The 20,707-nt window shown below is 59.2% G+C and carries 21 protein-coding genes and 1 pseudogene; 12 read left to right on the top strand and 10 right to left on the bottom strand.

The features are described 5' to 3' along the window. Positions 1-145: 145 nt before the first annotated feature. The 3 genes from P1Y20_RS11980 to P1Y20_RS11970 are packed head-to-tail and all read right to left on the bottom strand — an operon-like array spanning position 146 to position 4,950. Positions 146-1,333, bottom strand: coding sequence for a restriction endonuclease subunit S (locus P1Y20_RS11980; protein WP_304448892.1), 1,188 nt, complete (start codon positions 1,331-1,333; stop codon positions 146-148). Then, positions 1,334-2,731: a type I restriction-modification system subunit M gene (locus P1Y20_RS11975; protein ID WP_304448891.1), complete on the bottom strand. Its 1,398-nt coding sequence runs from the start codon at positions 2,729-2,731 to the stop codon at positions 1,334-1,336. After that, a complete protein-coding gene (locus P1Y20_RS11970; RefSeq protein WP_304448890.1) occupies positions 2,728-4,950 on the bottom strand; it encodes a type I restriction endonuclease subunit R in 2,223 nt (740 codons plus the stop codon). The genes P1Y20_RS11975 and P1Y20_RS11970 overlap by 4 nt, the downstream gene beginning before the upstream one ends. 143 nt (positions 4,951-5,093) lie before the next feature. Here P1Y20_RS11970 and P1Y20_RS11965 point away from each other — a divergent pair, with 143 nt between their 5' ends. The 4 genes from P1Y20_RS11965 (at position 5,094) to P1Y20_RS11950 (ending at position 9,250) form a co-directional block, all read left to right on the top strand. Then, entirely contained in the window at positions 5,094-5,636 is a 543-nt protein-coding gene (locus tag P1Y20_RS11965) for a TATA-box-binding protein (protein WP_304448889.1), read from the top strand. Between the two features lie 513 nt (positions 5,637-6,149). Continuing rightward, a complete protein-coding gene (locus P1Y20_RS11960; RefSeq protein WP_304448888.1) occupies positions 6,150-7,202 on the top strand; it encodes a nucleoid-associated protein in 1,053 nt (350 codons plus the stop codon). 10 nt (positions 7,203-7,212) lie between these two features. Continuing rightward, on the top strand, positions 7,213-8,961 hold the full coding sequence (locus P1Y20_RS11955) for a hypothetical protein (protein ID WP_304448887.1): 1,749 nt from the start codon (positions 7,213-7,215) through the stop codon (positions 8,959-8,961). Positions 8,962-9,103: 142 nt separating this feature from the next. Continuing rightward, positions 9,104-9,250, top strand: coding sequence for a hypothetical protein (locus P1Y20_RS11950; protein ID WP_304448886.1), 147 nt, complete (start codon positions 9,104-9,106; stop codon positions 9,248-9,250). 62 nt (positions 9,251-9,312) lie between these two features. Here P1Y20_RS11950 and P1Y20_RS11945 read toward each other — a convergent pair. After that, positions 9,313-9,609, bottom strand: a pseudogene (locus P1Y20_RS11945) (TFIIB-type zinc ribbon-containing protein); the annotation flags it as partial. A gap of 170 nt (positions 9,610-9,779) precedes the next feature. Between P1Y20_RS11945 and P1Y20_RS11940 the strand changes: the two are divergent. Beyond that, positions 9,780-10,292 (top strand): DUF7858 family protein, encoded by a 513-nt coding sequence (locus P1Y20_RS11940; RefSeq protein WP_304448885.1) that lies wholly within the window; start codon positions 9,780-9,782, stop codon positions 10,290-10,292. Here the strand turns inward: P1Y20_RS11940 and P1Y20_RS11935 are convergent, their stop codons facing one another. The 3 genes from P1Y20_RS11935 to P1Y20_RS11925 form a co-directional block, all read right to left on the bottom strand. Continuing rightward, complete coding sequence (locus P1Y20_RS11935) at positions 10,293-11,033, bottom strand: ParA family protein (RefSeq protein ID WP_304448884.1); 741 nt, start codon at positions 11,031-11,033, stop codon at positions 10,293-10,295. Between the two features lie 171 nt (positions 11,034-11,204). Further along, complete coding sequence (locus P1Y20_RS11930; RefSeq protein ID WP_304448883.1) at positions 11,205-12,275, bottom strand: hypothetical protein; 1,071 nt, start codon at positions 12,273-12,275, stop codon at positions 11,205-11,207. Between the two features lie 62 nt (positions 12,276-12,337). After that, positions 12,338-12,772 carry an HIT family protein gene (locus P1Y20_RS11925; protein WP_304448882.1) on the bottom strand — a complete coding sequence of 145 codons (435 nt, stop codon included), beginning with the start codon at positions 12,770-12,772 and terminating at the stop codon, positions 12,338-12,340. 91 nt (positions 12,773-12,863) lie between these two features. Between P1Y20_RS11925 and P1Y20_RS11920 the strand changes: the two genes are divergently transcribed. From P1Y20_RS11920 to P1Y20_RS11905, 4 genes are read left to right on the top strand one after another with little or no spacing between them, the layout of a single operon-like run. Next, positions 12,864-13,862 carry a hypothetical protein gene (locus P1Y20_RS11920; RefSeq protein ID WP_304448881.1) on the top strand — a complete coding sequence of 333 codons (999 nt, stop codon included), beginning with the start codon at positions 12,864-12,866 and terminating at the stop codon, positions 13,860-13,862. Further along, a complete protein-coding gene (locus P1Y20_RS11915; RefSeq protein WP_304448880.1) occupies positions 13,862-14,254 on the top strand; it encodes a methylated-DNA--[protein]-cysteine S-methyltransferase in 393 nt (130 codons plus the stop codon). Before P1Y20_RS11920 ends, P1Y20_RS11915 begins: the two co-directional genes overlap by 1 nt. Beyond that, complete coding sequence (locus P1Y20_RS11910; protein WP_304448879.1) at positions 14,251-15,090, top strand: amidohydrolase family protein; 840 nt, start codon at positions 14,251-14,253, stop codon at positions 15,088-15,090. Before P1Y20_RS11915 ends, P1Y20_RS11910 begins: the two co-directional genes overlap by 4 nt. Before the next feature lie 48 nt (positions 15,091-15,138). Beyond that, positions 15,139-16,449 (top strand): MFS transporter, encoded by a 1,311-nt coding sequence (locus tag P1Y20_RS11905; protein WP_304448878.1) that lies wholly within the window; start codon positions 15,139-15,141, stop codon positions 16,447-16,449. A gap of 1 nt (position 16,450) precedes the next feature. On the opposite strand, the gene P1Y20_RS11900 is transcribed toward P1Y20_RS11905, so the two are convergent. Next, positions 16,451-17,326, bottom strand: a complete 876-nt coding sequence (locus P1Y20_RS11900; RefSeq protein ID WP_304448877.1) for a halocarboxylic acid dehydrogenase DehI family protein — start codon at positions 17,324-17,326, stop codon at positions 16,451-16,453. 79 nt (positions 17,327-17,405) lie between these two features. On the opposite strand from P1Y20_RS11900, the gene P1Y20_RS11895 reads away from it, so the two are divergent. Then, on the top strand, positions 17,406-17,951 hold the full coding sequence (locus P1Y20_RS11895; RefSeq protein ID WP_304448876.1) for a lamin tail domain-containing protein: 546 nt from the start codon (positions 17,406-17,408) through the stop codon (positions 17,949-17,951). Here the strand turns inward: P1Y20_RS11895 and P1Y20_RS11890 are convergent, their stop codons facing one another. Then, positions 17,952-18,386 carry a thioesterase, FlK family gene (locus P1Y20_RS11890; protein WP_304448875.1) on the bottom strand — a complete coding sequence of 145 codons (435 nt, stop codon included), beginning with the start codon at positions 18,384-18,386 and terminating at the stop codon, positions 17,952-17,954. A gap of 24 nt (positions 18,387-18,410) precedes the next feature. Then, on the bottom strand, positions 18,411-19,088 hold the full coding sequence (locus P1Y20_RS11885; RefSeq protein ID WP_304448874.1) for a uracil-DNA glycosylase: 678 nt from the start codon (positions 19,086-19,088) through the stop codon (positions 18,411-18,413). A gap of 161 nt (positions 19,089-19,249) precedes the next feature. Here P1Y20_RS11885 and P1Y20_RS11880 point away from each other — a divergent pair, with 161 nt between their 5' ends. Next, complete coding sequence (locus tag P1Y20_RS11880; RefSeq protein ID WP_304448873.1) at positions 19,250-19,858, top strand: hypothetical protein; 609 nt, start codon at positions 19,250-19,252, stop codon at positions 19,856-19,858. Then, positions 19,855-20,517, top strand: coding sequence for a DUF2238 domain-containing protein (locus P1Y20_RS11875; RefSeq protein ID WP_304448872.1), 663 nt, complete (start codon positions 19,855-19,857; stop codon positions 20,515-20,517). Before P1Y20_RS11880 ends, P1Y20_RS11875 begins: the two co-directional genes overlap by 4 nt. The last annotated feature ends 190 nt before the right edge of the window (positions 20,518-20,707 follow it).

The raw sequence follows: 20,707 nt of genomic DNA, 5'->3' as shown, positions 1-20,707 counted from the left end.
GAATGATAGGTTGCAGACAGTAACGCACAACGTGAGTTTTGAGGCTGAATATGAGCGCTGACACAGTTCGTTTAGTATAAATTCTGTGTGCGGCAAAAATCTCCTAATGCGGTTTGCGCCTGACTATCTGGGACATTTTCAATGTCTACAAGTTCCCACTGAATGCCTTGTTAAATACTGCTTTTGGAAGGATATCCAATATCTCTCCAATACGGTTTGAGGCATCACGTATTTCATTTGCTCGCTCTTCAACTAATTCAATACGTTCAATTATTTTACGTTGCCTTTGAATAGATGGGAGTGGGATTATCGTATTCCGAATTGTTGTCTGATTTATATTGTCCTGTCCACCTCCTCGACCTTGTGAAGCTAATTTGCTCTGTAGAGTTCGTAGGCAATACCAGAGATACTTGGGTTCACACAAGCTCTCATCAGCAGATAAGCCACATACAGCCTGATTAGTAGACATCTCCTTTTTGATGAAGCCAGTTTCTCCACGCGTCGCTCCATACATTGCGACCAATACAGTATCTGGTGAGAACATCTTAGCGCTGCTCTCTGACAGGCCTTTCTCTGTCATATATTCCTCAGAATCATATAAAATAGAATTTTTTAACTCGCCCGACTTCAGCCACGGGATATTACCCCCCCAATAGCTTTCGTTTGACCTCTTTGGTGTCCCCCCATTCTTGATTTTGTCACAAACGTCTTCTACCTTAACTTGTTCAGACGACTTGTATGCACTATCTATGAGACGTTTGATTGCAGAATTCAGGACTTTCCTTGCGATGTCTTCCGCGTGTGACTGTGTCTCGTTCGACTCATTTAGCTTTTCGAAGATTGAATTCAGCTTCTTAACGATAGCGCGTTGTTCAGAAATTGATGGAAGTGGTATCTCAATATTACTGAATTGAGTTTTGTTTACCTCAGGATAGGTAGTAGTCCTACCTAAGTTCTCTAACTCATCTGTTATTGAGGATAGGAAGTAAGCAACAAATTCGGAGTCTGCTTTCTGTGGATACACCGCCTTGAAACCTTGATTAGTGGTCACTTGCCTTTTCGCAATAGTGACTTCGCCAATCGTCGCCCTTGTTGAAACTATCACTGAACCTTCAGGGAGCAACTGGGCGCTACTATTTTCTAAACCTTCTTGTGTTATCTTTTCGTCTGAGGTAGAGACATAGAATTGCTTCGCATCTTTCAGTCTCAGCCACGGAATATCTCCTCCGAAGTAATTCGGATTGTCGCGGTCAGGAGTTCCTCCGGAATAGATTTCTCCAATTTCGCTCAGCTTTTTGCTCTCCCAGTGGTCTGGTACTTGCTCCCAATTCATCTACTCATCCTCCTCTAATTCTGCTAGTATTGATTCAGAATTGTCTTTGATTGTTTCTTGAAGCGAAAGTAGTTCTGTAATGAGTTCCTCTGGAGGCGGTGTCTCATCTCCGTCATCCTCGAAATCCCTGTATTTCTTATAATTGAGCGAGTAGTCATTACGTTCTACCTCTTCTAAAGAGATCTCGAAATACCTTCCATCGTCTTTTTCTAAACCAAAATTATCCAGGAAGTCCTCAAAGTGGTCCTTTGTGAGTGGATTACTCTTTTTAATCTTCTCTACGCTTGTACGTAAGTCATAGAAGCTAACATCTTCCGTGGTCCCGCCATTCTCAAAGAATACCACGTTTGTCGTGACGTTCGTATACGGATGAAATGCTCCAATCGGAAGGATAAGAATTGTATGTAGGTCAAAATTTCTTAGTAGGTTTTCACGCACACGCTCGGCTTGTCCCCCTTGAAATAGCACACCGTCAGGCACGACAATTCCACACTTTCCACCAGCGTTTAGAAGTGTCATACAATGCTGAAGAAAATTGAGCTCAGGTTTCTTCGTCTCAACCATAAAATCATCCCGAGTAGGTTCTTTCTGCTGGTTCCCCCCATAGGGTGGGTTGGTGAGAATGACGTCATATCTTTCCTCAGTATGGGGACCAGCAGCTAGCGAGTCACCGACTTCGAAATTTTCGGGCTGCAGGTCGTGGAGAGCGAGGTTCATAAGACCGAGTCGGCGAGTTTCCGGCACAAGTTCTCTTCCAGAGAGATTCTCTGTCATCAGTGCTTGACGCTCTTCGCGAGAGAGGTCTAAACCCTCGTTCGTTTTATCCAAGATATGCTCAAACGCGTGGATTAAGAAACCACCAGTCCCCGCAGCGGGGTCGTGGATTTTGTCGTCGTTGTCTGGGTCAACAGCTTCTACGACAGCTTTGATAGCTGCCCTCGGAGTGAAATACTGACCTGCACCTTTTGCCTCTTCGGCGTACTTCTCAAGAAGGGATTCGTAAGCTGCTCCCTTCACGTCAGTATCAATCTCAGACCAATTTATCTCGTCTATCTCGCGTACAGCTCGCCGGAGATTCACAGGAGTTCTGAATTGACTATTCACCCGTGCGAAAATTTCACCGATAATTCCGTCCTGCTCGCCGAGTTGAGGCAGTACCGTCGTGTTATAATGCGACAGGAGCTCTTCTCCGTCTTTCTGCTTTAGCGTCTCCCAGTTGCACTCATCTGGGATTTCTATTGGTTCTTCCCCAAACGTCTCCTTCTCCTCCATCATTTTCAGGAAGAGTAGAACTGTTACTTGCTCGACGTAGGTCCCGATGTGCATCCCATCGTCGCGCAGAATACCGCAAATGTCCCAAATCTTGTTCTTGACGTCCATCCGTCCGTTTTCGCTCATGCTAGAATCACTTCCTCGTTAAGTTCGTGAATCATGTCTTTTAGTTTCTCTTCGCCACCGAACGCTTTCGCAGCAGACCTCCAACCTCCGCGCCGGGAGAACGGAATACGGTTGAAGTCCTCCTTCTTGATGACCTTCTCCTGCACGAAGTGACGCTGAATCATGTTTAGCCACTCTCGCTCCTGTTCGGTGAAGTCCTTATCCTGTATCCAGGCGTTGAAGGCTTTCTCAACGCGGTCTTCCGTCGTGGGGAACTCGTCTTCGCCGAGGGCGTGTTTGATGAACCCGATGATGTCGATCATCTCCTGCCCGTAGGCCTTTTGCAGCTTCTCTTCGGAGAACTTCTCTGGCTCGTCCTGAAGTTTCCGATTGAGTTCCCGGAGGTGCTTACGTTTGAGGGCCTCCGGGGACTCCATTATTATCTTTATTGCTTCAATCTCGGACTGGTTCTGCCTCACGTACCGCTCGAAGTGGGTGACGTAGTCGTCCGGCCGTAGCTCTTGACCGTCCTTCGTCTCGAACATATACCCCGAGAATTCGAGGTGGTCCTGCACGTCGTCGGCGACGACAATTTCATCGTCTTCGTCGTCCTCTCGCTTCTTCTTCCCGGATTTTTCCTCGTCGACGGTCCCATCCGGTCGATACGTGTTGAACGGCGGCGTTTCGCTGAAGTAGTCGACGATGCCGATGCAGTCGTAGATGGTGAACTTCTCCTTACCAATCTCGTCGCAGGTTCGAGTCCCCCGGCCAATCATCTGATTGTAGAGGACGGCGGAACGAGTTGGCCGAACGAAGATGATGTTCTCGATGGGCTTGACGTCGACTCCCGTGCTGACCATATCGACAGTCACCGCGATTTTCGGGTACTTCTGGTTCCTGAACCGCTTAATCCAGCCGTTGGGGTCGTCGGTCGTGTAGGTGATTTTCTTGACGTAGCGGTCGTCCTTGTCCGAGTAGACCTCTCTGAATATCTTCTCTAACTCGGTAGCGTGGCGGTCATTCTTAGCGAATACCAGCGTCTTTTCGTCCTCGCCCGACTGCTTACGGAACTCTTCAGCTATGAGGCGGTTCGTAGAGGGGACTGTGATTTTGTTTTCGAGGTCTTCTGGATTGTACTCCTCATCCTCGTAGTAGAGGCCATCCATGGTAATGCCCGTCTGAATCCGGTACGTCTCGTAGGGGACGACGTGGCCGTCATCAACGGCCTGCCAGTAGCCGTATTGGTAGACCCAATTCTCGTTGAAGTAGCTGAGCGTGTGAGTCGCCGGGGTCGCTGTCAGACCGAGTTGGAGGGCGTCGAAGTGATTCAGAACGACGCGCCAGTCGCCGTAGATAGAGCGGTGGGACTCGTCGGAGATGATGAAGTCGAACGCGTCCTGCGGGATATCGAGTTCGTCGTGATTTTCGAGCATACTGTACATCCCCTGGAGAGTGGAGATGACGATATCCGCATTCTCGGGGTAGATGCCGTCCTCAACCTGCTCGATGATGTAGATGTCGCCCAGCTTCATCGCCGGCCCGACATCGTAGTTTTTGAACGCACTCTCTGCTTGATTCCCGAGGCTGTTCCGGTCAACGAGGAAGAGAACCCTATTGACGTAACGGGATTTCAGGAGACGGTAGGTCTGAGCGCAGGCCATACGAGTTTTCCCGGTTCCCGTCGCCATCTGAACGAGCATCCGGCGCTTGTTCCGGTGAATCGCCTCCTCGATGTTCTGAATGGCTTCGAACTGATTGTCCCAGAGGTCCGGGTCGGAGTCTCGAATGGGCGTGTCTTCTAACCATTCCTTTGCAGCCTTGTAATCGGTTTTGAGGAACTGTTCAACTCCCTCGGGCCGATGGAAGCCACGGAGTTTTCGTTCACGCGGAGCCTCTTTCCGAAGGTCCTGAAACCAAACCTCATCAGAGTTCGCGGTGAACACGAATGGAACGCCATACCGCCCGGAGTAGTTCTCCCCGGTACCAATATCCCGTGCGTATCGTTTGGACTGGGTAAGAGCAGCGTAGGCGTCTTTCCGGGCTTCCTTCGCTTCCACGACGGCGACGGGATTCCCTGAGATGAAGAGGGCGTAATCGACGGGACCAGAAGAGGTGGGATATTCCCGTTTGAATCCCGTGTCGCATCCGCGTTCCTCAAGGTCTACCCAGCCTGCTTCCTTTAGCTGGGTGTCGATGATCTCCCGAGCTTCTCTTTCGGGGTCGGTGTCTTTGTCAGCCATTACTCACTATATTTTACTCGGGGTATAATTGCTCTTCCGACAATCACTCTCAACAATACCTCACAAAGAGCGAAAAACAGCAAGTGTATAGACGAGGGGTGAGCAGAATTGAAACGAGACTTAACTGTGGTCCGGAGGATAGAATGGTAGAGATTGTAAATGTCGTCGCGTCGGGTGCTCTGAATGTTGAACTCGATTTGGAACGCCTCGCTGACGATATCGGTGAGCCGGTCGCTCGCCACGACCCGGACAAGTATCCGGGGATGTACCTTCGATTCGAGGAGGATGCACCGCTGATAACGGTCTACCGCACGGGTAAGTTCATCATCACCGGCGCAGATTCCGAGGACGAATCCTACTCGCTCCGAGAGCGATTTCTGAATCTGTTCTCCGATATGGATGTTATTGAGGAGCCTGAGGACGAGTGGTTCGCCGTTCAGAATTACGTCTGTACTGGAGAACTAGACCAGAACCTCAATCTAAATGCGCTCGCCATCGGGCTGGGTCTCGAGAAGACTGAGTACGAACCGGAACAGTTCCCTGGTCTAATTTATCGTCCTGAGGGCGCTGAAGGTGTGGTGCTGCTCTTCGCTACGGGTAAGGTCGTTATCACCGGATGTCGGAGCGTCGAATCAGTTGAGGAGATTTTCGCGAGCTTGACAGAGACGGTATCTGAAGTTCTCTAACCGGTGGGTCTCTGATAACTGTCTCTGTTGATCTCAGACGGTACGGAGCGTAACGGGACTCAGACGCTAATGCACTGCTCCCGTGTATGAATATCAGTCGTCCGCTGGACGGTGGATTCGGTCAACAGGCGAGAGACAGTACGCTGAGTAGCGGTGGCGATGTTAGCTCACGATAAGACATCGTGCAAAATTTGGCCGGATGTGATTTCTTTGACGGTGAGTGGAGCGATGCACATCCGGATACCAGGTGATGAAGGGCGCGGTTGTGGTATGATTCAGACCCGTTCAGCACCTCGTTTAGGAACTGTTCTATCTCTTAGCCTCGTGGTTTGCTCATCTCGGAGGATATATTGGAACCGCTCTGCACCCGTCGAACTATCGCTATAATCTCCTGCGATGTCGACGAGTACTTCGAACGTCAGTTCAACCATAGTACTCAATTTGGATTTCGGGTATATAACAGTCCATAGTCATTCAACAAAGTATATGTGTGTGAAATGAGCTGACTTGGGTATGCCAATCATCATCAACGCAATTGCATATTCTCCGGTAAAGCACGATATTGAAAGCGGAGATGATGAGGACTGGATAGAAAGCACCCGAACCGTGGATATCGATGAAGACGTCATTGATATTTTCCGGAAGTATTTGGTGAGAGTAATTAGCAAAGAAGACAATAGTAGGGTCGGTCTGGGGCACTTTCCTGATGAGAGTTCAGGAACCCAAGAGCGACTGAATCGAGTACTGGAGCTGGATTTAGCCCTCGACGGAGATAATGGAGATTACGATGCATTTGAATCGATAGCTGAGACGTTCAAAAAGAGACTCATTAATGAAATGGATGGAAGAACTTCATCCGGTGTTTTGTTTACGATTCACGCGAACAAGGACGGAACAGACGTAGTCGGAATTCTCAAATTAGATTTGGATGATGAAGAGAGGTCTCGCTTGGACCCAGACACTCGCCACCTTGCTTACGAAGAGCTTGAGGGTGTCTTACCGCCAGTCGAAAGCTTCCAGAAAGGATGTACTTATCCTCTGATTGGATCGGATGAATTCTACCTTGATGGCGATGTCAAGTTCCTACAAGAAGACTCTGACTCGGACTATTTTGAGGACTTCTTAGGATGCATTACGAGCAGTGCAAGTCTGGAGCAATCTCAGAACATCCTCACCGCCGTAGATGACCTAAAAAGAGAAAAAGAGGGGACTGGACTCTCTCCAGATGATATTCAGACATTCCGAACAAGTATACTCGGCACTGATGGCGGGATTGTGGAGAATACTGATGTCCATGAAGCCTCAAGAGCGGTACTTAATGATTCATATGATGAGGATGAAGTAGATGACGCTCTCTATGGGGCTGGGGAAAGTGAGGTTCAAATTGATGTCAACAACGCACCGAGTACCGTCGTCTACAAGATTGACGGTGGAGACATCAAGGTTGAGATTCCGATGTCTCTCGTAAACTCTGACCGTGTTGATGTGATTGAACCGTCCAATGATGATGGCGAGTGCGTCATTACGGTACGGGGTACTTCGCTACAGCGAGATTATCAGAAGTAGGTAACATAGTATGACAGAGGTTGGAACAGCCGTATCTAAATTTGTAGACGAGTGGCAGGAGGCCGGGACTGAAAATGTCAGGAATTATAAGTTTAAATCATCTCCCTCTACTCGGGAGGAAATTTCTGACCTTTTGTCAGATGTCCGGGCGCTGAGCAATTATTTCGATCCAAGTACTGTTATCTGCCATATCCAAGGCGAAGAGGACAAGTACCTAGTTCGGTACGAACCAGATGTAGATTTTATTCGCTCGGAACAGGAAGAGGGAGAGGAATATGAACATGATAGCCTTTATCCCTCGGACCCCAGCTTCGCGGACCAGGCTAAGAAACTCCGTGACAATCGGGTCAATGATTGTGAGCAGCTAGTAAACATCTTTGGTCGGGTAATCGAGCGGGATGACCTTGACCTGGAGCTTGAGTATGGACTGGAAAAGTCCCGGGTTGCTACCGGCTTAAGTGATGAGCTCAGTCTGGACGACACAACAATTGAATTTCATATATCTTGGGAGTACTTCATTACAAAATTGCATGAGGTTCCCCCTGAGAAATTCCGCGACCGTTTTCTAGAGAAAAGCAAGTTGCTGATTGTTGTTCTGGATTCGGATGAATACGTTTATGGTGATAATCTAGCTGTATCAGGAATTAATACTTTAAATGACTTTATTAGAGATTTTTCTAATCGAGATATCACATGGCAGCAGTCACAGCACGATATAGCGCCAAACTCACTAATTGATGATATCGATAGGAAATATCTTCCACCAGTTTTCTTCGAGTTCGATGAATTAGCCGGGGACAATGCAGAGTTTCACGCTAGCGTTCTAAGAGCGTTTAATCCATATGTCATTGTCTACTCCCTCTTGTCTTTCGGAAGTCGGGCTGAGCATATAGATGACTCAAAATGGCGTATCCGAATTAGTGGGAAGCAATTTATAGAAGGCGTTTTTTCATTATCTTCGGATAAGTCGACCCTTGATGTAGAGCTGGAAGAATCAACGGATACAATCAAGATTGACTCAGATCTGGCCGATTCTCTGTATTCCCTGCATAAGTGGGCTTACCACTCTGGGCAGGAAGTCGAAAATAGGACATCGGTATTACGGAACGTTGCGACGCTCTTTGCACGTAATCTAACAGACGTGATAACCAACGCAGGGGAAATCGAGAGTTCAGCGAGGTCAAATAGGCGATATTATCTAGAACAGAGTATCGATGAATTCTTTGAATTCCGGAGGGAAGTTATTGATAGTGCTTTTAGCACTCATGAAAAATTCTCTTCGCTTCGGTCTGAGTTGATGGATGACTTGTCGAGGGATATCTTCCGTACAGTCGCGTTTATTATCGCTATCGCTGCGAGTGTGTACTTCAAGCTTGGTGGGCAGTTCGGAACAGAGACCGTTGTGACTGTAATTCTGGCCTTTGTTTTGGGCTACGTTCTTATAACATTCCGACGAATCAGGGGAATACAAACACAATTTGGCAAGCTAATTGATGATCGAGATAACTCAATACAATTTTATGGGCGATTTTTTGATGACGAGGAGCTAACAGAATACGGATTAAATCCTAGTTCTGATAGTCCTCGGTGGGGTTCTCTGTTTGAGACTGTTGGTTGGATAGAGGACGGGTTTAGACTAGAATATGTCTTTCTCTTAGATGTCATCTTGTACTACCTATTGCTAGGGACAGTCAGCCTGATATCAATTATACTACTTATAGACATCTTCCTCTGGAATATTTTTCCTGGCCTGCCGTAGCATTTTGGAATACAACGTGACGTCTGTTGGAACGATATTCTAGAAGAAAGAATGAAATTTACTGTATTCTTATGCCGTCTCTCTGGACAGGTCCTACTATTGTTGTTCGTCCAACAGCGACGGCTTTGGTCGAGAGACTACGATGACTGATTCAGACAGCGACAAGCAAGGCGGATTGCGCGGTATGCAGACTGGTGGCATCCACATCGGTCCGATAGAGTACAGTTTTCTCAACCTCGTCGTCTACACCATGTTCGGAGATGTCGGTCTTCAAAGACCACATCAATGATTGTTAGTAATGTAACAAATGTCGGGGGAACTAATCTTTCTGAGACAATGTGATACTAGCAGAATCTCGCTCCACTTGTGATGGCGACGCATCCGGGCAACTCGTCGGCGCTTTCGCCCCTTCAGGCGCGTCGAGTAGCCGATCTCGGTCGAGAGCCCGCGGTCGTGGCGCGAGCGCGTCAGCGGAGCGCCCGTCCGTTTCGAGTTCGTCTCGTCGTCCGCGAACGACCGCCACTCCGGCCCGCGGTCGATGGCGTCCTCGCCGACGACGAGTCCACAGCGCCCACAGACGGTCTCGGTCCGCTCGCGGTGCAGTCGCCCCTCGCACTCCGGACAGCTTCGCGCCGATGTCGAACTCATACAGGTCGAACTTGTCCCGGAACCACCTTTAAAGAAATCAGATATTTCTCGAAATAGAGTGTATAGGAGCCAGCCTACCTACCGGTAACCAGTAGGTAACGGTATCGAGCGTCGGTGTCACCGACAACTGTCTCCAAAATTTTTAAGTGGATAATGTCGATAGGTCTCGTATGACGCTCTCCGACATCGCCGCCGGACTGGAGGTGACGACCGAACAGCGTTCGCGGGGGGTCGCGTCGGTCGACGCGACCGGCACATCGCTTCGAGAACGGCTCACCGCGTTCGCCGACGACCTCCCCTGTTCGGCGACCGACGCCGCCGCGGTCGTCGAGGCGTACGCGGGCGGGGCGAGTGTGGGTGCGAGCGCCGCCACTGCCGACCTCCCGCCGGTGACGGGCGCGACGGTCCTCCACCTGCTCGGCGAGCACGTCTCGCCGCTCGGCCCGACCGGCCGCGAGGTGGTGCGCGACTGGCTCGACGCCCGCCTCTCGCGGGCGGACGCGCTCGCGCTCTCGGGCGCGAGCGAGCGGGAGTTCGCCCTCGCTATCTACGTCGAGACGCACGACCCGCTCCCGGGTGCGCAGGAGGCGCTCGAGGGGGCGCTGTCGCTCGGCGGCGACGCCGCCGTCGAGAAGCGTGACCTGCTCGCCGAGACGATGGACGACGCCTTCGACCCGTTCTGACTACCCGAGCGAACGCAACCGCTCGCCCAGCCCCGGCGCTTCCGTCTCTATCTCGAGGTCCGCGTCGAACAGCGTCGCCGCCGCCTCGGCACACCTCGCGACGAACGTCCCCTCGCCGTCGAGCGTCACCGGCACCTCGGCGGGGTCCGTCACGCTCGACGCGGGGACGACGGCGTCCGCGTCCGGCGCCCCGTCGAGCGAGTCGGTCCGGTTGACGAGGACGTGTTCACCCTCCACGCCGAGGTCCGCGAGTCGGTCGCGCGTCCGGGCGAGGGCGTCGCGGCCGCGCTGCCCCGGGGGCGCGACGAGGACGCGCTCGTCCGTCGCCACGGCCGCCGCGACGCTCTGATTCGCGGCCACCGGCGGCGTGTCCACGAGGACGACGTCGAACGCCTCGCTCGCCGCCTCGATGCGCGCCTCCAGACGACGGGCGGCCTCGGGCGCCTTCGCCCGGGCGAGGCGCTCGAACGGCGCGCGGGCGGGACAGACCGCGAGGCGGCCCGGCGCGTCGGGAGCGAGGTCGACCAGCCCGGCGGAAAGCGGTATGTCACCGTCGAGCGCGAGCGTCGTCGCGTCCGGGTCGATGCGCCCGGAACAGTGGTCCGCGAGTCCCTGCGTCGCGTAGGACGCGTCGAGGACGGTCACCTCCCACCCGCCGCGAGCGAGGACGCCGCCGAGTTCGAGCGCGAGTCGGGTCGTGCCGGCGCCGCCGGCAGTGCCGACGAGACTGTAGCTACTCATATCGCTTTTCGAGTAATTCTCTCACAAAAACCTACGGGTCGTCACCGGTCGACCCGGTCGTTGATGTTTCCCCTCCATACCAGAAGGGTTGAATTATAAATAAATAAAATGAATCAGAATCGAATGTATTCGGGGACTATTTAATCAAAATAGTACATAATTAGGGTATAATCAATCAGAATCTCTCCAAGGGTAGAATTCAGGATATGTATTCCCGCGCTCATTTAGCAGGTTTTCAGCCCATCTGAGCCCATCTTCCATCTTTTCTAGAGGTGTTCTTGAAAATTCAAATGTCTTTATGTAATTCAAGTCAACTAGTTCGTCATCACCAATCATCCAAGTAGAACCATCTCCATCGGGGCGAAGGAAAACTAGAGGTTTTCGCTCGCTCTTGACAATTTCATACTCTTTGATATGACCAGACGCCTCTCGGTCAATCATAACACAAAATCGGGAGGCGTTGACCCACAATTTAACTTTTTGCTCAAGTGACGAACTCCCAGGTGCGGGCAGGTCTTTGATAAGGACAGCATCATATCCTAGCCGAATAAGATAATCTCTTATTTGAAGTAATTCGTCTTCATACGGGTCGTCGTAATTTCCGAGAATGATGACGGTGTCTTTTACACAAGACATAATTCCCTTCTCAGCCATCGGTTCTGAGCGATAACTTCCTGCAGGAGAATCATGAAGCGATGTCAAAGGTGCTACCAACTTTCCAGCACAACTATCCCAAAAGTACTGAAAATCGCCAATATATTTCGAAGGAACAAACAATGCGAATGGAATGTATCTAACCGCCTCAATTTGATTTTCAGGTTCGTACTGCACGATTACATGGTGAAAAGCGCGGGCAGAGTGCTCGCTCCGAGAACCAATGTCGGTGAAGCAGTGATTTGCAGAACTTATTGATAATGTCACACTAGCGATTGATGAAAGACCAGGGTCACCGTCATTTAGTTCGCCCAATGGGAACATGACAGTATCACACGAAGAGGTATACTGTGGAAATACAAACTCAACGTCCGAACTAACACTTCGGTACTGGATAACCTGGTCGCTCTCTTTCGCACTTCGTTCAAAAAATATAATCGTGCTGCCGTTTATTTCTGCAATTCGTATATTTGAAGCGCGAGTCCAGCGAGGGAAGCCCTCCGTATCATAATCAGAAACCTCAATTACTTTCCGAATTCCAACAAGAAGTGATTTCGCAAAGAGTTCTGCTTGCTCCTCGTGACTCATACTAAATATATCGTTATTGCTTACGGTGATTATTCTTTCTCCTCAACAAAACCTACGGGTCGTCACCGGTCGACCGACGCTCGCTCGCCGATGCTCGCGGCGACGTCCGCCAGTTCCTCGTCGCTCAGGTCCGGGCGAGTGCCCATCGCGGCGTGGATGGGGCCGCCGCCGTCGCCGTCGAACCGGGGGACGACGTGGGCGTGGACGTGGGGCACCTCCTGGCCGGCGGCCGTCCCGTTGTTGAATCCGACGGTCGTGGCGTCGGCGTCGACGGCCTCCTCGACGGCGGGGACGAGGGCGTGGACGGCGGCGAAGACGCGCGAGGCGCGGTCGGCGGGGAGGTCGTTCAGTCGCTCGTGGTGCGCCTTCGGGACGACGAGCGTGTGACCGGGGGCGAGGGGGTTCGCGTCGAGGAAGGCGAGCACCGCGTCGTCCTCGTAGACGGTGTGGCTCGGAATCTCGTCGTCGACGATGGCGCAGAAGACGCAGTCGGTCATGTGGGGTCACTCTCGGAGCGCGTCCAAAAGCCTCCCGGTGGTCGGGACGCGGTGAAGCTTTTTGCTCCGACGCGGGAAACCGTGTGTCACCATGCCAATCGAGTTCGCGAGCGACCTCCAGCGGGCGTCGTTCCACAGTCCCCTCGAGGACTTCGCCGCGGTGGACGTCGAGGTGGAGGTGCGCGAGGACCCCCTGACGGGCCGGCAGGCGCGCGTCGTCCCCGAGAGCTTCGTCCACCCCGAGGAGTTCGACATCGAGGCGGTAGTCGGGGACAGCGAGGGCTGTTTCTTCTGCCCGGGCACCGTCGAGGAGGCGACGCCGACGTACCCCGACTGGGTCGGGGAAGCGCGGGGGTCGGTCGGCGAGGCCACCTCCTTTCCCAACCTCAACCCCTACGGCGCGCACTCGAACGTCGTCGCGCTCACGGCGGACCACTACCGACCCATCGACGGGTTCGGTGCGGAGATATTCCGCGATGGCCTGCGCGCGGCGCTGGAGTACGTGAGCGCCGTCCGGGACCACGAGGACGCGCCCTACGCCAGCGTCAACATGAACTTCCTCCGCCCGGCGGGGAGCAGCATCGTCCACCCCCACCTCCAGACGCTCGTCGACGACCGGGGGACGAACCACCACCGGACGCTCCTCGACGCGAGCCGCGACTACCACGACGAGGACGGCGAGAGCTACTGGGCCGACCTCGTCGACGAGGAGCGCGACGGCGAGCGCTTCGTCGGGGAGACGGCGGGCGTGACGTGGCTCGCGCCGTACGCCCCGCGCCACCACCGCCACGTCGTCGGTGTCGCGGAGGAGACGGGCGTTCCGGGGGACGAGGCGGAGTGCGTCGACGGGTTCGCGGCGGGACTCGCGAACGTCCTCGCGGCCTACGGCGCGGCGGGGCTGAACAGCTTCAACTTCGCGCTCTACCTCGCCGACGACCCGGCGATGCCCCCGGTGATGGACGTGGTGGCGCGCTCGGTGTTCGACGCCTACTACTGGAGCGACTCGCCGTTCTTCACCGTCCTCCACGACGAGGGCGTGGTCGACGTGGCCCCCGAGGAGTACGCGACGGAGGCGCGCGCGCAGTTCTGATGCGCCTCAGCGTACTGGGGTCGACGCTCGACCTCGACGAGCGGTTCGTCGACGCCCCGCCCGAGACGGTCCGCGAGCAGGTGACGGAGTACGAGCGCGGCGAGCGCCGGGCGTTCGACCTCCCGCTCGCCTTCCCCGACGGTTTCACCGGCCGGGTGATGCGCGCGATGTGCGAGATACCGTACGGCGAGACGCGCACCTACGGCGACCTGGCGACTGCGCTCGGCACCGCGCCGGTGGCCGTCGGCGGGGCCTGCGGACGCAACCCCCTCCCGCTGGTGGTCCCGTGCCACCGCGTCGTGGCGAGCGACGGCGGCCTCGGGGGGTACTCCGCCGCCGACGGGGTGGCGTGCAAGCGTCGCCTGCTCGATTTCGAGGGGGCGCGCGCGTGACGGACCCGTTCTCCGACGTCACCGACGCGCACGTCCACCTGATGCCCGAACGCCTCATGGCCGCCATCCGGGGGGCGCTCACCGACGAGGCCGGGTGGACCTTCCCCGCGCCGGCCGCCCAGCGCGAGATGGAGCGGGCGCTCCGCGCGCAGGGCGTGACGCGCTACGTCGCGCTTCCCTACGCCCACAAACCGGGCATCGCCCGCGAGTTGAACGAGTGGCTGGTCGAGCGGTGTGCCGCCTCCGAGATGGCCGTCCCCTTCGCCACCGTCCACGGCGACGACGACGTGCGGGCGGTGGTCCGCGAGGCGTTCGAGGCGGGCGCGCGCGGGCTGAAGTTCCAGTGCCCGGTCCAGCGGTGCGCGCCGGACGACCCGCGCCTCGACCCGGCGTACGAACTCGCCGCCGAGTACGACCGGCCCGTCCTCTTCCACGCCGGGACGGCCCCGATGTTCGAGGACAGCCCGCACGTCGGCCTCGACCGGTTCGAGGCCTTCGTCGACTCCTACCCCGAGGTGCGCGCCTGCTGTGCGCACATGGGCACCTACGAGGCGTCGGGGTTCGTCGACCTGGCGCGCGAGGCCGAGTCGGTGTTCCTCGACACCTGCGTCGCCATGTCGGCCGCCGCGCCGGAGTACCTCGACTTCGACCCGGCGTCGGTGCCGGACGCCGTCTTCGAGGACCTCGCCGGACGCGTCATGTACGGTTCGGACTACCCGAACGTCCCCTACCCCTACGAGGACGAGCGCGCGCACCTGCTGTCGCGCGACCTGTCGCCCGAGGCCTTCGACGCGCTCTTTCGCGGGGCGGCGGCGAACTTCCTCGGCGAGGCGTGAGGTGCGGTCGCACGTAACTATTAGTCGCTCGGCCTGTACGACCCCGCGATGACACTCCGGTCGGACCCGAGACGCTGGCGCTGGGTGCTGTGGACCGTCCTCGCGGGCGGCTTCCTGCTCGTGAACTTCCACCGCGTCTCCTCGTCGGTGCTCGCCGACCAGCTCGCGCGGGCGTTCGACGCCAGCGCCGCCGAACTCGGCCTGCTCCACTCCTCGTTCTTCTACGTCTACGCCGCCCTCCAGTTGCCCGCCGGGGTGCTCGCCGACCGTGCGGGGTCGCGCCGGGTGGCCGCCGCCGGCCTCGTCGTGATGAGCGCGGGCGTCTTCGCCTTCGCGACGAGCGGGTCGTTCGCCGTCGGCTTCCTCGCGCGGGCGGCCATCGGCCTCGGTGGGAGCGTCGTCTACGTGGCGACGCTGCGCTTCTGCGCGAATTGGTTCCGCCCGACGGAGTTCGCCACCATGACGGGGCTGACCATCGCCGCCACGGGCATCGGGGGCGTCCTCGCGACGACGCCACTGGCGCTCGCAGTCGGGGCGTTCGGCTGGCGCGAGACGCTCGCCGGTGCCGGCTGTGCGAGCCTCGTCGCCGCCGTCGCCGTCCTCGCGCTGGTCCGGGACCGGCCGGAGCGCGCCGGCTTCGACCCCATCGAGGGCGTCACGCCCCCCGAGGGTCGGACCGACACCCGCGAGGTGCTCTCGAACACCCGGACGGTCCTCGGCGAGCGCGAGACGTGGCTGCTCGGCGGCATGCTCTTCTTCCTCATCGGCGTCAACTTCACCGTCCTCGGGCTCTGGGGCGTGCCGTACATCGTCCACGTCTACGACGTGTCGGTCGCGCGCGCCTCGGCGTACGTGCTCCTCGGGAACGTCGGCCTCGTGGTCGGCCCGCCCGTCTTCGGGTCGCTCTCGGACCGCCTCGGCCGGCGGACGGTGGTCGTCCTCGCGTCGACGGTCGGGTTCACCGCCGCCTACGGGGTCGTCTTCCTCACCGTCACGCCGCCGCTGCCGGTGCTCGGTCTCCTGTTCTTTCTCGCGACGTTCGTCAACGGCGGCGCCGCCCTCGCCTACACCGTCGCCAAGGAGCGCCACGGGGCGACCGCGAGCGGCACCGTCACCGGCACGGTCAACAGCATCGGCTACTTCGGCGCGGCCGTCTTCCCCGCACTGATGGGCGTCGTGCTCGACGCCTACTGGACCGGCGGGACGGTCGACGGCGCGCGCGTCTACACGACGGCCGGCTACCGCGTCGCGTTCGGCATCGCCGCGCTCTCGGGGGTGCTCGCGGTCTGCTGTGCCGCCCTCGTCCACCGGCGGGCGGACCGAACCGTGGACGACCGGGCGACGCCCGCGACCGACTGACTCACAGGAGCGCGCGCTCGCCGCCCGCGCCGACCGTCGCCGCGAAGACGGGGAGCGCGAGCAGTACCGTCCCGACCGACCGCCCGTTGAACTCGGCGAACAGCCCCCGTGCGGCCTCGATGCGGTCGTCCTCGAACCCGACGTCTCGGAGGTCCTCGGGGGTGAGGCGGGGGCGGTAGGGGACGCCCGAGACGTACTCGTCGACCAGGTCGCCGGCCCGGCCGTAGGCGCGCTCGAACGACTCGCTCTCGACGACGGGTTCGAGGTCGTCCCACACCTGCTCGAACGCGTCGGGCCACTGCGCGAGACAGCGGTAGACGCTCGGGAGGCCCTCGTCGAGGCCGTGGAACCCTCTGACGGCGTCGACCGTCCCCGACAGCGACTCGGGGACGTCGCTCGCGGCGACCATCGACACCGGTACCCCCCGGTCGCGGTCCAGCCACCCGGGAGCGGGGGCGGTCGTCGCCGGGTCGTCGGCGGGGTCGGTCCCCAGCGACTCGCCCGAGAGCGCCCGGTCGACCGTCGCGAAGAGGACGGCGAGTCGGGGCGCGACGATATCGAACGTCGCCAGTTGAGCGCGCAGTTCGGCGAACTCGGCGGGCGAGAGCGAGAGTGCGGCGGGGTCGTACGACGGCAGGTCGTCGAGGTCGACGAGCGCGGCGTCGCGGTAGGCGACCGAGGTGCGGGCGAACGCGCGCGTCCCGTACAGCGGCTTCACCTGTCCCCAGGCGTAGCGCGCGAACTCGGGGTCGTTCGCCGTCATGGTTCGGAAGATCCAGTTGACGACGGGTGCCCGGAAGGTGTGTTTGACGTCGTCGTAGAACCCGCGCTGCCACCCCGTCGCCTCGTGGTCGTGCACCTGCTTGCTCGTATCCATGCCACGTCGACGCACGCCGGGGGCGTAGTCGTTGCGGGACGGCACAAGGCACTTTACACGCGAACCCAACGACAGGAGAATGAGACGACGCGCCTACGTGTCGGGGGTCGCGGCGCTCCTCGCCGTCGGGGGTGCGGGCTGTCTCGAGTCGAGCGCTCCGGGGAACGCGTCCGCGAGGAGCGGTTCCGAACCGGGGGAGAACGGGACGCCACCGACGAATCGGACCGGGAACGGCACCGATGAGGACGTCGAAGGGTCAGGGGACCTCGTCGTCGAGGGAGTGTACCCGGAGGAGGTCGACCGGGAGTATATCGACTACGAGTACGTCGAGTTCGGGAATCAGGGGAGTGAGCCGCTCGACCTCGCCGGTTTCACCCTCCACTACGACGGCGACGAGACGTACGCGTTCGGCGACCTCGCGCTCGAACCGGGCGCGTCGGTCGCCGTCCTCAGCCGGAGCGGGGACGACGTCACGCTCACCAGCGACCCGCCGACCTACCTCCGGTACGCCGGGTTCGGCGAGTCGGACGACACCTCCGTCCTCCCCGACGACGGCGGGAGGGTCGTCGTGCGCGACGATGCCGGGGAACGGGTACTCGAACACGCCTACGGCGACGAAGCCTGATTACAACGAGGCCCGGAACCGCTCGCGGTCGACCACCCGGAAGACGAGCGTCGCGGTGCCGACGGTCCCCTCGTCGGTCGCGCGCGAGACGGTCGCCGTCAGTTCGACGCGCGTCCCGTCCACGTCGACGACGTCCGTCTCCACGACCACCGTCGTCCCGACGGTGGCCGCCCGGCGGTGGCGGACGTCGGCGCGCTCGCCGACCGTGCCGGTCCCCTCGGGGAGGTGCCCGCGCAGCGACTCCCGGCCGACGAACTCGCAGAACGAGAGGAGGAAGGGCGTCCCGAGGACCTCCACCACCTCGTCGGGGGAGGCGAGGGCGGCGGGGAGCGCGGGCGGGTCGGCCTGCTCGCCGAAGACGCTCGTCGCGTGGCGCGGTTCGACGGCGAACTCCCGGCGACCGGTCACGCCGGTGAGCGAGGAGAGGTCGTCCATGCTCGGCGCTCGGCACGGACCGGCTTAAACGCCGAGGCCGGCGAGCGCCTCTCCGACGGCGTCGCGGTAGGACTCGTAGGAGTGACCGAGGCGAGAAATCCAGACCTCCTGGTACGACGGGTGCAGGACCGGGAGGACGGGGACGCCGAGGGTCGGGCACTGCTGGACGGAGAGCACGAGGTCGAGGAACCCGTCGACGGTGCGCCCCTCGACGGCGAGCAGCGACCCCGTGGCGTGCTTCCCGGTCGCGAGGACGCAGGCCGGGGCGACGGCGTCGAGTTCCCGGAGCAGGTAGGGTCGACAGTTCGCGCGCTCCTCGGGGGTGGGTTCGCGGTGGCTCGTCTCGTGGGGCGGGCGGTCGAGACGGTCGGCCGCCTCGGGCGCGTCGGCGGGAATCGCCTCGCTCGGGAAGCACTTCACCGCGTTCGTGTAGTAGGCGTCGTCGTAGCCCAGTTCCTCGACCATCGACCGTATCTTCCACCCGGAGTTGCGCCCGGAGTAGGCCATCCCGGTCCAGTTGCCCCCCTGCCAGCGGTCGGCGGTCGGGTCGCCGGCGGCGGGCGCCTCCCCCACGACGACGAGGGGGGCGTCGCGGGGGCCGACCCCCCAGCAGATGCGGTTGCGGGCGGCGCAGAGCGCCGGACAGCGCCGGCAGCCGGGTTCGAGGGCGAGGCGGTCCTCGGGGTCGGGGAACGCGGGCACGACTCGGGAGACGGGCGGGGGCGACAAGTCTCCCGCGCCTCTCGACACCCGACTGTCAGCGAGCCGAGACGGTGCGAGGGTATATCTCCACCGACGGGAAGGGTGGTGTGAGGACGTGTACCACAGCCGCCGGGGAGCGGCGGGTCGTCCTCGGAGGGAGTATGTCACAGGTCAGAAACGAGTGGGTCGTCCGCGACACGCGGGTCAACGCCGGGCTCTCGTGGGGCCTCGTCGTCGCGCTCGCGGTACTGGCGGTCGTCGGGGCGACAGAGGGAGCGGTCGTGTGGGCGGGGTACGCGGCCCTGATGGTCGCGGTGGGGGTCGTCCCCTCGGCCGTCGCCGGGCGGTGGGAACAGACGCTCCCGTGGCCGGTGTTGCTCGTCGCGTCGCTCCCGTTGCTGTGGTCGCTCTACGGCCCGACGTTCGACGTCGACCTCGCGAGTTCGCTGTCGGTGGCGGTGCTCGCGCTGGTCGTCGTCGTGGAACTCCAGATGCTGACCTCGGTGCGGATGACGCCCGGCTTCGCCGTCTGGTTCACGCTCGTCGCGACGCTCGCGGCGACGTGTCTCTGGGCCATCGTCCGCTACGCGAGCCAGCAACTGTTCGGCACGCCGTTCGTCGCGAGCAACACCGCCCTGATGTACGAGTTCGGCGCGGCGGTGCTCGCGGGACTGGTCGCGGCGGCCGCGTTCCGGTGGTACTTCCACCGGCGACTGCGGAGCGACGACGGTACCGGGGAGGCAGCGCGCGAGGAGGAGGTGGTCGCGTGAAGGTCCGCGACCGCCTGGGCCTCTCGAAGCGCCGCCAGGGCCAGCTCGTCCGGGCGATGCAGGTGGGGATGGTGCTCGTCCTCGTCGCCGGCCTCCTCCAGGGGAAGTTCGGTATCGTGGTGAACTCGTCGGTGGGCCTCGCGGTGACGTTCGTCCCGGCGCTGCTCAGGCGCGACGCCCGCCTCACGATGGACGTCGGTCTCGTGCTGTGGATCACGACGGCGATGTTCCTGCACGCGCTGGGGGTGCTCACCCTCCCCGGGACGTCGAGCGCCTACCGGTCGGTCTGGTGGTGGGACCACGTCACCCACGCGCTCTCCTCGTCGCTCGTCGCCGCGGTGGGCTACGCGACGGCGCGGGCGCTCTCGACGGCCGACGACGACCTCGTCCTCCCGCCGCGGTTCATGTTCGTCTACCTCCTCGTGTTCGTGATGGCGTTCGGCGTCGTCTGGGAACTCGTCGAGTTCCTGACGAGCGTCCTCGCCCAGGTCGCCGGGTCACAGGACGTCCTCACGCAGTACGGGCTGGGCGACACGATGCTCGACCTCATGTACAACACGCTCGGCGGCCTCCTCGTGGCCGTCTGGGGGACGGCCTACCTCACCGACGTCTCGGGGCAGTTGGCCGACCGGCTCACGACGCGGCGGGCCGCCGAGTGACACCCCCGCACTCCGTCAACGGGAGCAGCACCCCGGAGACGAACAGTCCGAGGCCGAGCAGGAAGCCATCCCTCGTGAGTCTCGGGTCGTCGAGTCGCCCGGAGCGTCCCGTGGGACGGACTGCCCCGTCGTCGGTCGAAAGCCCTGTGTCCGGTCGTCGTGACCGTGACGTCCCCTCTCACGGTATCCC

The organism is Halomarina ordinaria (genome assembly GCF_030553305.1).
Classification (GTDB): domain Archaea; phylum Halobacteriota; class Halobacteria; order Halobacteriales; family Haloarculaceae; genus Halomarina; species Halomarina ordinaria.
This window is presented reverse-complemented; position numbering and strand designations above follow the sequence as displayed.

Excerpts from the sequence above, each read along its gene's own strand:
- P1Y20_RS11950 (WP_304448886.1), top strand. The coding sequence starts at position 9,104 with ATGACTGATTCAGACAGCGACAAGCAAGGCGGATTGCGCGGTATGCAG.
- P1Y20_RS11915 (WP_304448880.1), top strand. The coding sequence starts at position 13,862 with ATGCGCCTCAGCGTACTGGGGTCGACGCTCGACCTCGACGAGCGGTTC.
- P1Y20_RS11980 (WP_304448892.1), bottom strand. The coding sequence starts at position 1,333 with ATGAATTGGGAGCAAGTACCAGACCACTGGGAGAGCAAAAAGCTGAGC.
- P1Y20_RS11930 (WP_304448883.1), bottom strand. The coding sequence starts at position 12,275 with ATGAGTCACGAGGAGCAAGCAGAACTCTTTGCGAAATCACTTCTTGTT.
- P1Y20_RS11965 (WP_304448889.1), top strand. The coding sequence starts at position 5,094 with ATGGTAGAGATTGTAAATGTCGTCGCGTCGGGTGCTCTGAATGTTGAA.
- P1Y20_RS11890 (WP_304448875.1), bottom strand. The coding sequence starts at position 18,386 with ATGGACGACCTCTCCTCGCTCACCGGCGTGACCGGTCGCCGGGAGTTC.
- P1Y20_RS11955 (WP_304448887.1), top strand. The coding sequence starts at position 7,213 with ATGACAGAGGTTGGAACAGCCGTATCTAAATTTGTAGACGAGTGGCAG.
- P1Y20_RS11925 (WP_304448882.1), bottom strand. The coding sequence starts at position 12,772 with ATGACCGACTGCGTCTTCTGCGCCATCGTCGACGACGAGATTCCGAGC.
- P1Y20_RS11920 (WP_304448881.1), top strand. The coding sequence starts at position 12,864 with ATGCCAATCGAGTTCGCGAGCGACCTCCAGCGGGCGTCGTTCCACAGT.
- P1Y20_RS11880 (WP_304448873.1), top strand. The coding sequence starts at position 19,250 with ATGTCACAGGTCAGAAACGAGTGGGTCGTCCGCGACACGCGGGTCAAC.
- P1Y20_RS11935 (WP_304448884.1), bottom strand. The coding sequence starts at position 11,033 with ATGAGTAGCTACAGTCTCGTCGGCACTGCCGGCGGCGCCGGCACGACC.
- P1Y20_RS11940 (WP_304448885.1), top strand. The coding sequence starts at position 9,780 with ATGACGCTCTCCGACATCGCCGCCGGACTGGAGGTGACGACCGAACAG.
- P1Y20_RS11970 (WP_304448890.1), bottom strand. The coding sequence starts at position 4,950 with ATGGCTGACAAAGACACCGACCCCGAAAGAGAAGCTCGGGAGATCATC.
- P1Y20_RS11905 (WP_304448878.1), top strand. The coding sequence starts at position 15,139 with ATGACACTCCGGTCGGACCCGAGACGCTGGCGCTGGGTGCTGTGGACC.
- P1Y20_RS11895 (WP_304448876.1), top strand. The coding sequence starts at position 17,406 with ATGAGACGACGCGCCTACGTGTCGGGGGTCGCGGCGCTCCTCGCCGTC.
- P1Y20_RS11960 (WP_304448888.1), top strand. The coding sequence starts at position 6,150 with ATGCCAATCATCATCAACGCAATTGCATATTCTCCGGTAAAGCACGAT.
- P1Y20_RS11975 (WP_304448891.1), bottom strand. The coding sequence starts at position 2,731 with ATGAGCGAAAACGGACGGATGGACGTCAAGAACAAGATTTGGGACATT.
- P1Y20_RS11900 (WP_304448877.1), bottom strand. The coding sequence starts at position 17,326 with ATGGATACGAGCAAGCAGGTGCACGACCACGAGGCGACGGGGTGGCAG.